The organism is Streptomyces sp. NPDC041796 (genome assembly GCF_055590785.1).
Genome location: NZ_JBVJAH010000013.1, coordinates 200,163 through 212,188, shown reverse-complemented (window position 1 = coordinate 212,188; position 12,026 = coordinate 200,163). Strand labels below are relative to the sequence as shown.

Here is a 12,026-nt window from a genome sequence, read left to right as displayed (position 1 = left end):
CCCCCCCCCCCCCCCCCCCCCCCCCCCCCCCCCCCCCCCCCCCCCCCCCCCCCCCCCCCCCCCCCCCCCCCCCCCCCCCCCCCCCCCCCCGCCGCCGTTTCCGGCGGGGGATCAGTGCGGGTCCGGCACAAGGCGGGCGGGACCGGCGACCGGTACGGAGCGGAGCTTGTCGCGCAGCGCCGCTTCCTGGGGGGTGAGTCGCTGGGGGCCGCTGAGGACCGGCACCCCGTCGACCGCCTCGCCCGGCGCCAGCGGCGGCCGGTACGCGGTCGGCGCGGTGGCCAGCGTGAACGCGGTCGCACCGATGATGAGCGCGGTCAGCCCTACGGCCGCCCGGGTCCAGAATCTCGCCCGGCGCTCGCTGCCGGTGCGTACGGTCCGGGGCGCGGCCAGCACCATGGCGGGGCCCTTGGCGAGCAGGGACGCCAGCCGCTGGTGCAGGACCTCCGGGTCGGCGAGTTCCGGGATCCGCTGGGCGAGCAGCTCCCGGGCGTGCAGGACGCGGTTGCCGGCGGCGGGGGTGCTCGCCTCGGTCTCGGCGGCCGTCTCCGGCAGGTCCAGGCCCAGGCCGTCGTAGAGCAGCAGCGTGCGGCGGTACGCGGGCGGCAGGTCCAGCAGCGCGCCGCGCAGCGCCTGTGCGGCGTGCTCGGTGGCCGGGGCGTCGGGGAACCGGTGCGAGCGGCGCAGCCGGTGCCAGGGCGACAGGGCGTACTCGTGCATCGCCGATCTCACCCATCCCACCGGGTCACGGTCGACCGCGACCTCGGGCCAGCGTTCCCAGGCCAGGTGGAAGGCGTACTCCACGGCCTCGCGGGACAGCCGCCGCCGGCCGGTGAGCAGGTAGGCCTGCTGTACGAGGGCGGGGGCGGCGTACGCGTACAGCGCGTCGAACGCGTCGGCGGGCGCGGCGGGCGTGGCGGGCGTGGCGGGCGTGGCCTTGGGCCCCGTCCCGGGGACGACCCCGACCGGGGAGCCGGACTCCGCTCCGGACCGTGAGGCTGCCGCTTGTGACGCTGTCGGTTCCTGCGACGGTGGTTCCTGCGACGGTGACTGCGGCTGCTCGGGCTCGGGCGTGTGCCGCGTGCGCCCCGGTTCGTCCCGCCGATCGGCGCTCAGGAGCCTCGCGTACACCTCCCGCTTGCGCCCGCGCGGGCTTGTGCGTCCCGTCTCCCAGGAACGCACGGTCGCCCGGGTCACCCCGATGAGCTGGGCGAGTTGTTCCTCCGTCATGGACATCGCCTCGCGCAGCCGGCGCCGTTCCTTGGGGGACGGCAGCGGGGGCGCGGAAGGGGTGGCGGTGCTTGTGGTCGTGGTCTGGGTCATGGCCGGCCCCCGGCAGGGCTGCACTCGACGAAAAAGTACATAAACGTATATTGCGCGCCACACCGGCCATTCTCCCGTTACATGGATCAAGCGCGTGTCGTTGGCAGCATGGCGCCGTGACCGAAGCGACCGACCATCCGCCGGCCCTCGTGCACGGCGGCCGGACCGCCGCGCTCGCCGGTGCCTGTGTGCGTGGCGCGCTCGCCGCCGGGCTCGGGCTCGGCTCCGTCACCGTCCTGGTGATGGTGATGTGGATCATTTCCCCGTATCCCGACAGCGGCCCCGGCGGCGCCCTGCACGTCGCCGCGGGCGTCTGGCTGCTCGCCCACGGCGCCGAACTGGTCCGCCCCACCACTCTCTCCGGCGGGCCCGCACCCGTCGGCGTCGTCCCGCTGCTGCTCGTGGGGTTGCCGGTCTGGCTGGTGTACCGGACCGCGCGGGACGCCGCCGAGCCCGGTGCCGCCACGCCCGGCGGGGCCGCGTCCGGTGGCGCGCTGCCGAGGCCGTCGCCGGGCTGCGCGGTGGCCGGGGTGACCGGTGGCTACCTGCTGGTCGCGGCCGGCGCCTTCGGGTACGCGGCGGGCGGGCCGCTGCCCGCCGACCCCCTCGGCGCGGCCCTCCACCTGCCGCCACTCGTCGTGCTCGCCGCGGCGGCCGGGGTGTGGACGGCGTACGGGCGGCCCACGGGGCCGCTGCCGGCCCGGGTGCCGGAGCGGATCCGGATCGGGCTGGCCCGTTCCCGGACGGCCGTCGCCGTCCGCGCCGCGGGCGTGGGGCTGGGCGTGCTGGTCGGTGGGGGAGCGGTGCTCGTCGCCGTGTCGCTGCTGTGGCACGCGGGCGCGGCGCGCGAGTCGCTGCTGGGCGTGTCCGGTGTGTGGTCGGGTCGGCTGGCGCTTGTGCTGCTGACCGTCGCACTCCTTCCGAACGCGGCGGTGTGGGGCGCGGCGTACGGCCTCGGGCCGGGTTTCCTGCTCGGTACGGGGACGACGGTGACCCCGCTGGGGGCGACCGGGGCCGTCGCGATGCCGCCCTTTCCGCTGCTGGCCGCGGTACCGGCGGACGGCCGGGGGAGCTGGCTGAACTGGACCGCCGCGGTGGTGCCCGTGGCGGCGGGCGCGGCGGTCGGGTGGTACTGCGGCTGGCGGACGCGGGACGCGGGCGCACGGGGCGAGGGTGAGGGGTGCGGGGGCTCCGGTGACGCGGGCGCACGCGGCGAGGACGCGGGGCGCGGGGGTATGCGGGACACGGCCTGGGCCGCTCTGCTGGCGGCCGTTCTCGTCGGGGCGGCGGTGGCGGTGCTGGCGGCGGTGGCGGGCGGGCCGCTGGGGACGGGGCGCCTGGCGGCGTTCGGCCCGGTGTGGTGGCACGTGGGCGGGGCGGCGGTGGCGTGGACGGCGGGTCTCGGCGTTCCCGCGGCGCTGGCCCTGCGGGCGTGGCGGCGCTGGGGCGTGGCCGGGCCGGCGGCGGTGCCGCCGTGCGTGGCCGAACCGTCGCCGGACGCGGCCGTTCGTGCCCCGGTGCCTACGCCGGAGCGGCCGGCCCCTGAGGACGACCCGGGCGATCCGGCCTTCGAGCCGTACGACTGCCTCCCCGCGGCGTGGGAGGACCCGGCGGCGCGCGAAGCCCGCTGGACGGCTCTGAAGGAGGCCTCGGGCGGCCTCATGGCCACCTTCCCCGCGACCTCCGCGACCTCCGCGACCCCCGCGACCCCCGCGACGCCCCCTTCGTGCCAGGAGCCCCTGCCGGGCGCGAAGCATCCGCCGGGCCCGAAGCCTCCGCCGGATCTGAAGCCTCCGGCGGAAGGCCCCCATGTTCCGGAGCCCGTAGCCGATCCGGAGCCCTGACCGCCCGTTACTCCTGGACGCCGAAGACGTCGCGCAGGGGCTCCGGGAGCATCTCGTTGCAGGAAAGCTGACCCGTCTTCGTCAGGGCGTCGTCCACGCACGCGTAGTAGTCGCGGTAGACGAGCTGAACCGTGAACGTCGCCGCCACGATCATCAGCGCCAGCCCCGCCGTGACCAGGCCGCTCACCGCGGCGGTGGTCTGCGGACGGCCCGAACCGGGCGCCGGGGCGGCCGGGGACGGGGCGCCGCCCGGGCCGCCGGGACCGCCGCCCGGGGCGCCGGTCATCGCCGCCCGCGCCGCGGCGGCCCGGTCGGCGCCGGCGCGGGGCTTGGCGCGCAGGGAGCTGATGCCCCAGTACAGCGCGAGGGCGCCCAGCAGCAGACCGATCTCCGGGAAGTCGAAGATCGCGAAGAAGAACGCCCACATGCCCGACAGCAGCGCGTAGCGCGCGCGGCGCTGCGCCGGGTCCGTCGGGTCCCAGCGGGGAGTGGGCGTCTCCGGCCCGCCCCGGCCCTGGCCGCCGCCCTGCTGGTCACCGCTCGGGCGGTTGCCGAATCCGCCCGAGGAGCGCCCCGGCTGCCGGGGGCTCCACTGGCTGCCCCAGACCGGGCGGTCCCGCTCCGGTTCCTCGGGCGAGCCCTCCGGGGTGTCCCGGCCGTCGCCACTCTCCGGTCGGCGCGGTTGCCAGGGCTGGTCCGGCCTGCCCTCAGGCGGCGGGGCGAACGGATTGTTCTCGTCCCTGGGCTCCGTGGACTGGCGTTCCCGCGGCAGGAGGTGGATGGCCGTGCGGCGGCGTCGGTCCGGCATGTGGTGAACGTCTTCCCCTCAGACCCCGGGCCGGCGCGACAGCGCGGGCGGGGGTCTCGTGTCGTCGTGTCCGTCCGTTCGGGGACGGCCCTGCGTCAGACGCTACCCCCCGGCCCCGCCCCCGTCCCGTGGGGGCGGCTCGGTGTGCCGGTATCGTTGCTGACGGTCGGCTCTCTCGTAGAGTTCCCCGTATCGAGGGGCCCGATTCATTCGTACGACCATACAAAGCAACGCGAAAAGGGTTTCCCCGTGGCCGCCGCCCGCCTCGTCGTCCTGGTCTCCGGATCGGGGACGAATCTGCAAGCTCTGCTCGACGCCATCGCCGACGACCCGGAAGGCTTCGGGGCCGGGATCGTCGCGGTCGGCGCAGACCGCGACGGCATCGCAGGCCTGGAGCGGGCCGAGCGGGCCGGGCTGCCCACCTTCGTGTGCAAGGTCAAGGACCACGCCACGCGGGACGAGTGGGACCACGCGCTGACCGAGGCGACCGCCGCGTACGAGCCCGATCTCGTCGTCTCGGCCGGGTTCATGAAGATCCTCGGCAAGGAGTTCCTGGCCCGCTTCGGCGGCCGGATCGTCAATACGCACCCGGCCCTGCTGCCCAGTTTTCCCGGTGCCCACGGAGTGCGGGACGCGCTCGCGCACGGCGTGAAGGTCACCGGATGCACCGTCCACTTCGTCGACGACGGCGTCGACACCGGCCCGATCATCGCCCAGGGCGTGGTCGAGGTCCGGGACGAGGACGACGAAGCCGCTCTCCATGAGCGCATCAAGGAAGTCGAGCGCTCGCTGCTCGTCGAGGTCGTGGGGCGTCTGGCCCGGCACGGCTACCGCATTGAGGGACGAAAGGTTCATGTCGGTGAATAAGCCCATCCGTCGCGCGTTGATCAGTGTCTACGACAAGACGGGGCTGGAGGAGCTCGCCCGCGGGCTGCACGAGAACGGCGTCGAGCTGGTCTCCACCGGTTCCACGGCCGCCAAGATCGCCGCCGCCGGTGTCCCGGTCACCAAGGTCGAGGAGCTCACCGGCTTCCCCGAGTGCCTGGACGGCCGCGTCAAGACCCTGCACCCGCGCGTGCACGCCGGAATCCTCGCCGACCTGCGCCTGGACGCGCACCGTGAGCAGCTCGCGGAGCTGGGCGTGGAGCCGTTCGAGCTGGTCGTCGTGAACCTGTACCCGTTCCGCGAGACGGTCGCCTCGGGCGCCACGGCCGACGAGTGCGTCGAGCAGATCGACATCGGCGGCCCCTCCATGGTCCGCGCCGCCGCCAAGAACCACCCCTCCGTCGCGGTCGTCACCTCCCCGGCGCGGTACGCCGACGTCCTCGACGCCGTCAAGGCGGGCGGCTTCGATCTGACCGCGCGCAAGCGTCTGGCCGCCGAGGCGTTCCAGCACACCGCCGCGTACGACGTCGCCGTCGCCTCCTGGTTCGCCGACGACTACGCCGCGGCCGACGACAGCGGCTTCCCCGACTTCCTCGGCGCCACCTACGAGCGCCAGAACGTGCTGCGCTACGGCGAGAACCCGCACCAGGGGGCCGCGCTCTACGTCGACGGCACGGGCGGGCTCGCCCAGGCCGAGCAGCTGCACGGCAAGGAGATGTCGTACAACAACTACACGGACACCGACGCCGCGCGCCGGGCCGCGTACGACCACTCCGACCCGTGTGTCGCGATCATCAAGCACGCCAACCCGTGCGGCATCGCGACCGGCGGCGACGTCGCCGAGGCGCACCGCAAGGCGCACGCCTGCGACCCGCTGTCTGCCTTCGGCGGTGTGATCGCCGTCAACCGCCCGGTGTCGGTGGCGATGGCCGAGCAGGTCGCGGAGATCTTCACCGAGGTCATCGTCGCGCCCGGCTACGAGGACGGCGCGGTCGAGGTCCTGGCCCGCAAGAAGAACATCCGTGTGCTGCGCGCCCCCGGCGCCCCGGCCGGCCGCGTCGAGGTCAAGCCCATCGACGGCGGTGCGCTGCTCCAGGTCACCGACCGCCTCCAGGCGGACGGCGACGACCCGGCCAACTGGACCCTCGCCACCGGCGAGGCCCTCTCCGCGGCCGAACTGGCCGAGCTGGCCTTCGCCTGGAAGGCCTGCCGCGCCGTCAAGTCCAACGCCATCCTGCTCGCCAAGGACGGCGCGAGCGTCGGCGTCGGCATGGGCCAGGTCAACCGCGTCGACTCCGCCAAGCTCGCCGTCGAGCGCGCCGGCGAGGAGCGGGCCCGTGGCTCGTACGCCGCGTCCGACGCCTTCTTCCCGTTCCCCGACGGTCTGGAGATCCTCACCGCGGCGGGCGTCAAGGCCGTGGTGCAGCCGGGTGGTTCGGTGCGGGACGAACTGGTCGTCGAAGCGGCGAAGAAGGCGGGCGTGACGATGTACTTCACCGGCACGCGCCACTTCTTCCACTGACACGGCTTCCCCTGACCCGGTGTGAACCGGGCCGTACGAACAGCAAAAGGCCGCGGCCCACCGCTCAACAGCGGTGGGCCGCGGCCTTTTTCGTGCGAGACGCGCGCGTATCAGTAACGCGGGCGGTTGAACCACGCGGTGGCGGCGCTGTTGACCATGGAGGCCAGGATGATGCCACCGATGGCGAGACCGATGATGCCGCCCACGGCCGCGCTGGTGGTGCCCTGGGTGAAGTTGCTCAGGCTCATCAGGATGAACAGCGCGGAGTAGACGATCGTCGTGATGCGAACGCCGTTGCCGCCCTTGGAGAACTTGACGCCGAGGACGATGGCCCAGACGGCGAAGGCGAGCAGGATCAGCACGACGATGAAGCCGAGCCCGGCGAGGCCGTCCGTCGCGTCACCCGCGCCCACCGAGTCCGACACGTCCTGCGCCGCGGCGATGACGAAGGCGAAGATGATGCCGAAGATGATCTGCAGACCCGCGACGATGAACAGCAGGACGCGGGCGGTCTGCATCAGGCCCGGCATCGACATCGGCGCGCCGCCCGGGTAGCCGGCGCCGTACGCCGGCGGGGGCGGGGCGGCCGGGTAGCCGTAACCCGGCTGCTGCGGCTGGCCCTGCTGGGGGTAGCCGTAGCCGGGCTGCTGGGGCTGGCCCTGGGGCTGGCCGTAAGGATTGTTCGGGTCGCCGAAGCTCATGGCGGGTTTCCTCCGTTGATGTGCGGGGACGGCGCGGCCCGCGCGGAGGAACTTCACATACATTTGAGCGGTTTTGCCCCCCGGCACTGCCCGCGGCACTGCGCGGATCATCGTCGTCGTATCGTCGACTTTTTGTCCAGTCGGAATAACGAGGTGTTGTGCAAGTGCAACCTCGAGTGGGCGCGAACGGCACGCGAATTGGAACCGGGGCGGGGTCATCCGCGAGGATGGGGGCATGACCGCCCAGATTCTCGATGGCAAGGCCACCGCCGCCGCGATCAAGTCCGACCTGACCGCCCGCGTGGCGGCCCTCAAGGCCAAGGGCATCACCCCAGGCCTCGGCACCATCCTGGTCGGCGACGACCCCGGCAGCCAGAAGTACGTCGCGGGCAAGCACCGCGACTGCGCGGAGGTCGGTATCGCCTCCATCCAGCGGGAGCTGCCCGCCACCGCCACGCAGGAGGAGATCGAGGCGGTCGTACGGGAGCTGAACGAGGACCCGTCCTGCACCGGCTACATCGTGCAGCTGCCGCTCCCCAAGGGCATCGACGAGAACCGCATCCTGGAGCTGATGGACCCGTCCAAGGACGCGGACGGGCTGCACCCGACGAACCTCGGCCGCCTCGTGCTCAACGAGCCCGCCCCGCTGCCCTGCACCCCGAACGGCATCATCACGCTGCTGCGCGCGCACGGCGTGGAGATCAACGGCGCGGAGGTCGTGGTCGTCGGCCGTGGCACCACGATCGGCCGCCCGATGCCGCTGCTGCTCACCCGCAAGTCGGAGAACGCCACGGTCACGCAGTGCCACACCGGTACCCGGGACCTCGCCGCCCACCTGCGGCGGGCCGACATCATCGTGGCCGCGGCGGGCGTACCGCACCTCATCAAGCCCGAGGACGTCAAGCCGGGCGCGGCCGTCCTCGACGTGGGCGTCAGCCGTGACGAGAGCGGCAAGATCGTGGGCGACGTGCACCCGGGGGTCAACGAGGTCGCCGGGTGGCGCGCCCCGAACCCGGGCGGTGTCGGCCCGATGACACGGGCGCAGCTGCTGGTCAACGTCGTCGAGGCGGCCGAGCGCGCCGCCGCCGCGGCGAGCTGAGCCGGACCGGAGAGGGCGACCCCATGGGCGTACGGGCGAACGACGACTCCGCCACCCCGACCCGGCCCGGCGCGGCCGGGTCCGGCGAGGGCGGCCGTCCCACGACGGCCGCTGCCGCGGCGGGCGCTGCCGCGGCGGGCGACTGCCCGGCCACCGCCCGGCCCGGTCGCCCCTCCGAGGACCCGCCCCGCGCCACGGCGCCCGAGGCCGCCGCCGACACCGCCCCCGCCGCGCGCGGCACCGGCACCCCCGAGGCCGCCGCCGACCCCGCCCGCGCCGATGCCCAGCCGTCGGGGAGCCCCGCCGACGCCCGGACCGCCCGCGCCGCTGCCCCGCCGTCCGAGAGCCCCGCCGCCGACGCCGACGCCGACCCCGCGCGCGCCGATGCCCGGGCCGCCGACGCCCAGCCGCCCAAGGGTCCCGACACCGACCCCGCCGACACTGCCCCCGCCGCCCCCGCCGCCCCCGCCGCGCGCCGGACCGGCGCACCCGGCGCCGGCCCCGCCGACGCGCCCGGTGCCCGGTCGGCCGAGGGCCTCGCCGACGCCCAGCCCGCCGGGGCACCACGGCCGGTGCGGGCGTCACGGAGGCCGCCGACCGTTACGCGGGACACCGCGCGGCCGGAGGGCGGCGGGCGGGCCGCGCCGGGGGACGCGCCGGCGCCCGCGCGGCAGTGGCCGCTGCTGACCGTGCTCGGGCTGACCGCGCTCGGTCTGCTGGTCGTCGGGTTCGACCCGTTCCCGCAGGCGCCCCGGATCGGGGCGATCCTCATCGGCCTCGCCCTGCTCACCGGTGCCGCCATGCGGCGCACCCTGCCCTCCGTGGGGATGCTCGCGGTCCGGTCGCGGTTCACCGACATGGCCGCGTACGGCGTGCTGGGCGCCAGCATCGTGCTGCTGTCGATGATGACCCAGCCGAATCCCTGGCTGGAGATCCCGTTCCTGGAGGACGCCGTCCGGTTCGCGGTCCGCTAGAACGGGCAGGCCCGTGGGCCCCGGGCGGCGGCCGCACCGCGCGTCGGGCGGCCGCGTACGTCCTCGCGCTCTACCTTGACGACGAGACATGTCGTCGCCGCGCGAGAGGGACGTACCGCCTCATGTCCAAGATCAAGGTTGCCCACCCCGTCGTCGAGCTCGACGGCGACGAGATGACCCGCATCATCTGGCGGTTCATCAAGGACCGGCTGATCCTGCCGTACCTCGACGTCGACCTGAAGTACTTCGACCTGGGCATTCAGAACCGCGACGCCACCCGCGACCGGGTGACGGTCGACGCCGCCGAGGCCATCAGGGAGTACGGCGTCGGCGTCAAGTGCGCCACGATCACGCCGGACGAGGCGCGCGTCGAGGAGTTCGGCCTCAGGGCGATGTACCGCTCGCCCAACGGCACCCTCCGCAACGTACTCGGCGGGGTGATCTTCCGCGAGCCGGTCATCATGAGCAATGTGCCGCGGCTCGTCCCGGGCTGGACCAGGCCGATCGTCATCGGCCGCCACGCCTTCGGTGATCAGTACCGCGCCACCGACCTCAGGGTCTCCGGCCCCGGCACGCTCACCATGACCTTCACGCCCGAAGACGGCTCGGACCCGGTCGAACTGGAGGTGTACGAGTTCCCGGGCGCGGGTGTCGCCCTGTCGATGTACAACCTCGACGAGTCGGTCCGCGACTTCGCGCGCGCCTCGTTCCGCTACGGCCTGGCCCGTGGCTACCCGGTCCACCTGACGACCAAGAACACGGTCCTGAAGAAGTACGACGGGCGTTTCAAGGACATCTTCCAGGAGGTCTTCGACGCCGAGTTCACGTCCGACTTCGGCGCGGCGGGCCTGACCTACGAGCATCACCTCATCGACGACATGGTCGCCTCCGCCCTGAAGAGGGAGGGCGGCTACGTCTGGGCGTGCAAGAACTACGACGGCGACGTCCTGGCCGACCTCGTCGCCCAGGGCTTCGGCTCGCCGGGGCTGATGACGTCCGTCCTGATGTCCCCCGGCGGCCGGACCGTCGTGGCGGAGGCCGCCCACGGCACCGTCACCCGCCACTACCGCCGCCACCAGCAGGGCAGGTCGACGTCGACGAACCCGGTCGCCTCGGTCTTCGCCTGGTCCCGGGGCCTCGCCCACCGCGGAGTGCTGGACGGTACGCCGGAGGTGACCTGGTTCGCGCAGACGCTGGAGCAGGTCTGCGTCGAGACCGTCGAGGGCGGCCAGATGACCAAGGACCTGGCCGATCTGATCTCGCCGGAGCACCCGTGGCTGACCACGGAGCAGTTCCTGGACGTTCTCGACACCGGCCTCCAGAAGAAGATGCTGTCGAGGTGAGTCGCGCCACGTGAGTCCCGGCGCCCGTCCTCTCCCCCGAGCAGGACGGGCGCCGGGACCTGCGTACGAGCGTCATGCACCCGCCAAGCCCGATCAAGACATGTCCGGGGCCTGTGGCACGGAGGTGACCATTCCGGCATGGTGTGATCGACCCGCAACGGATGCGAAACTGGGGCGGCACTCGGCACAGGGGCGCGTAAGGGGGCACGCCCATGTTCCGGATGCGCCCGTGCGCCCCCGCCTCAGGAACTGTCATCCTGGCTGCGCGCATCCCTCTCGGTGACACCTGGGTCGAGGCCCCGGTGTCCTCCGGGAGGCGTCAGGGGGCACGCAGCGCGGGGAGCACATCAGGCACGTACGGGGGGACAAGGGGGAAGCAATGCCTCGTTGGAAGGCGCTACCGGAGGAACTCGACCCGCAGGTCAAGGAGTTCGCGAGTCAGCTGCGCCGGCTGGTGGACCGCAGCGGTCTGAGCATCGCCGCGGTCTCGGACCGCACCGGGTACAGCAAGACGTCGTGGGAGCGCTATCTGAACGGGCGGCTTCTCGCGCCCAAGGGGGCGATCGTCGCGCTGGCCGAGGTCACCGGGACGAACCCGGTGCACCTCACGACCATGTGGGAGCTCGCGGAGCGCGCCTGGAGCCGCGCCGAGATGCGCCACGACATGACGATGGAGGCCATACGGATCTCCCAGGCGCGCGCCGCGCTCGGCGAGTTCGGCGGCACCGCCGGACCGGGCGCCGACGGCTCGTCACGGGTGAAGGCGGCACCGGGGCCGGACCGGCCCGCCGCCCGGGGTGCCGACCGCGCCGAGCGGCCGTCCGTCATACCGCCCGACGGCGGCCCCAACGGACCCGCCCGCCGCGGTCCCGCGCCCGCCGCCGCGCCCGCCCCCGGGCGCGCGCCCGCGTCCGCTCCTCGGCCGGTGGCGCCGCAGGGCAGGCGCAAGATGGTCATGTTCGTGGCCGGTGTCGTGGGCGCCCTGCTGGTGATAGCCGCGGCCGTCCTGCTGACCGACCTCGGCGGCGACGACGGCCCCGCCAAGAACGTCGCGCAGTCGCCGACGGCCACCCCCAGCACGAGCGCCTCCAAGGCACTGCCCGCGGGAGTGAAGTGCAGCGGCGACGACTGCACGGGCCAGGACCCGGAGGCCATGGGCTGCGGTGGCGAGTACGCCACCACGACCTCCTCCGCGACCGTCGGCACCACGAAGGTCGAGGTCCGCTACAGCAAGACGTGCGGGGCCGCCTGGGCCCGCATCTCCCAGGCGGTGGCGGGTGACACGGTCACCATCAGCGCGGGCGGCGAGACGCAGAACGGCGCGGTGAAGATCGACAAGGACGCGTACACGCCGATGGTCGCGGCCGCCGACGGGACCGAGCCGAAGGCGTGCGCCACGCTGGCGAGCGGCACCAAGGGCTGCACGGAGCAGCAGTGAGCCGCGACACAAGGGGGCGGGGGTTGGCGGGGGCCCGGGTCGGATAGCCTGACCGCTGGATATCTCTTCACGTCGAGACACCGATCGAT

At 73.9% G+C, this 12,026-nt stretch carries 10 protein-coding genes; 7 read left to right on the top strand and 3 right to left on the bottom strand.

The window, feature by feature from the left end:
- Window positions 1–111: 111 nt before the first annotated feature.
- Window positions 112–1,323: a helix-turn-helix domain-containing protein gene (locus ACZ6C1_RS26325; protein WP_469243829.1), complete on the bottom strand. Its 1,212-nt coding sequence runs from the start codon at window positions 1,321–1,323 to the stop codon at window positions 112–114.
- A 116-nt stretch (window positions 1,324–1,439) separates the two neighbouring features.
- Here ACZ6C1_RS26325 and ACZ6C1_RS26320 point away from each other — a divergent pair, with 116 nt between their 5' ends.
- The gene (locus tag ACZ6C1_RS26320) at window positions 1,440–3,167 is read left to right on the top strand and encodes a cell division protein PerM (RefSeq protein ID WP_469243828.1); all 1,728 of its coding nucleotides are present in this window, start codon (window positions 1,440–1,442) and stop codon (window positions 3,165–3,167) included.
- Window positions 3,168–3,174: 7 nt separating this feature from the next.
- Here the strand turns inward: ACZ6C1_RS26320 and ACZ6C1_RS26315 are convergent, their stop codons facing one another.
- Window positions 3,175–3,975 carry a hypothetical protein gene (locus tag ACZ6C1_RS26315; RefSeq protein ID WP_469243826.1) on the bottom strand — a complete coding sequence of 267 codons (801 nt, stop codon included), beginning with the start codon at window positions 3,973–3,975 and terminating at the stop codon, window positions 3,175–3,177.
- A 249-nt stretch (window positions 3,976–4,224) separates the two neighbouring features.
- Between ACZ6C1_RS26315 and purN the strand changes: the two genes are divergently transcribed.
- On the top strand, window positions 4,225–4,842 hold the full coding sequence (gene purN, locus ACZ6C1_RS26310) for a phosphoribosylglycinamide formyltransferase (RefSeq protein ID WP_469243824.1): 618 nt from the start codon (window positions 4,225–4,227) through the stop codon (window positions 4,840–4,842).
- Window positions 4,829–6,382: a bifunctional phosphoribosylaminoimidazolecarboxamide formyltransferase/IMP cyclohydrolase gene (gene purH, locus ACZ6C1_RS26305; RefSeq protein ID WP_469243822.1), complete on the top strand. Its 1,554-nt coding sequence runs from the start codon at window positions 4,829–4,831 to the stop codon at window positions 6,380–6,382. Before purN ends, purH begins: the two co-directional genes overlap by 14 nt.
- Window positions 6,383–6,492: 110 nt before the next feature.
- Here purH and ACZ6C1_RS26300 read toward each other — a convergent pair whose 3' ends face one another.
- Window positions 6,493–7,083, bottom strand: coding sequence for a hypothetical protein (locus tag ACZ6C1_RS26300; protein ID WP_469243821.1), 591 nt, complete (start codon window positions 7,081–7,083; stop codon window positions 6,493–6,495).
- Window positions 7,084–7,318: 235 nt separating this feature from the next.
- Between ACZ6C1_RS26300 and ACZ6C1_RS26295 the strand changes: the two genes are divergently transcribed.
- The 4 genes from ACZ6C1_RS26295 to ACZ6C1_RS26280 all read left to right on the top strand — a co-directional run bounded on the left by ACZ6C1_RS26295 (window position 7,319) and on the right by ACZ6C1_RS26280 (window position 11,937).
- Complete coding sequence (locus ACZ6C1_RS26295) at window positions 7,319–8,182, top strand: bifunctional methylenetetrahydrofolate dehydrogenase/methenyltetrahydrofolate cyclohydrolase (protein WP_469243819.1); 864 nt, start codon at window positions 7,319–7,321, stop codon at window positions 8,180–8,182.
- Window positions 8,183–8,205: 23 nt separating this feature from the next.
- Window positions 8,206–9,156 (top strand): DUF3017 domain-containing protein, encoded by a 951-nt coding sequence (locus ACZ6C1_RS26290; protein WP_469243817.1) that lies wholly within the window; start codon window positions 8,206–8,208, stop codon window positions 9,154–9,156.
- A gap of 122 nt (window positions 9,157–9,278) precedes the next feature.
- A complete protein-coding gene (locus tag ACZ6C1_RS26285) occupies window positions 9,279–10,499 on the top strand; it encodes an NADP-dependent isocitrate dehydrogenase (RefSeq protein ID WP_469243815.1) in 1,221 nt (406 codons plus the stop codon).
- 379 nt (window positions 10,500–10,878) lie between these two features.
- Window positions 10,879–11,937 (top strand): XRE family transcriptional regulator, encoded by a 1,059-nt coding sequence (locus ACZ6C1_RS26280; RefSeq protein ID WP_469243813.1) that lies wholly within the window; start codon window positions 10,879–10,881, stop codon window positions 11,935–11,937.
- The last annotated feature ends 89 nt before the right edge of the window (window positions 11,938–12,026 follow it).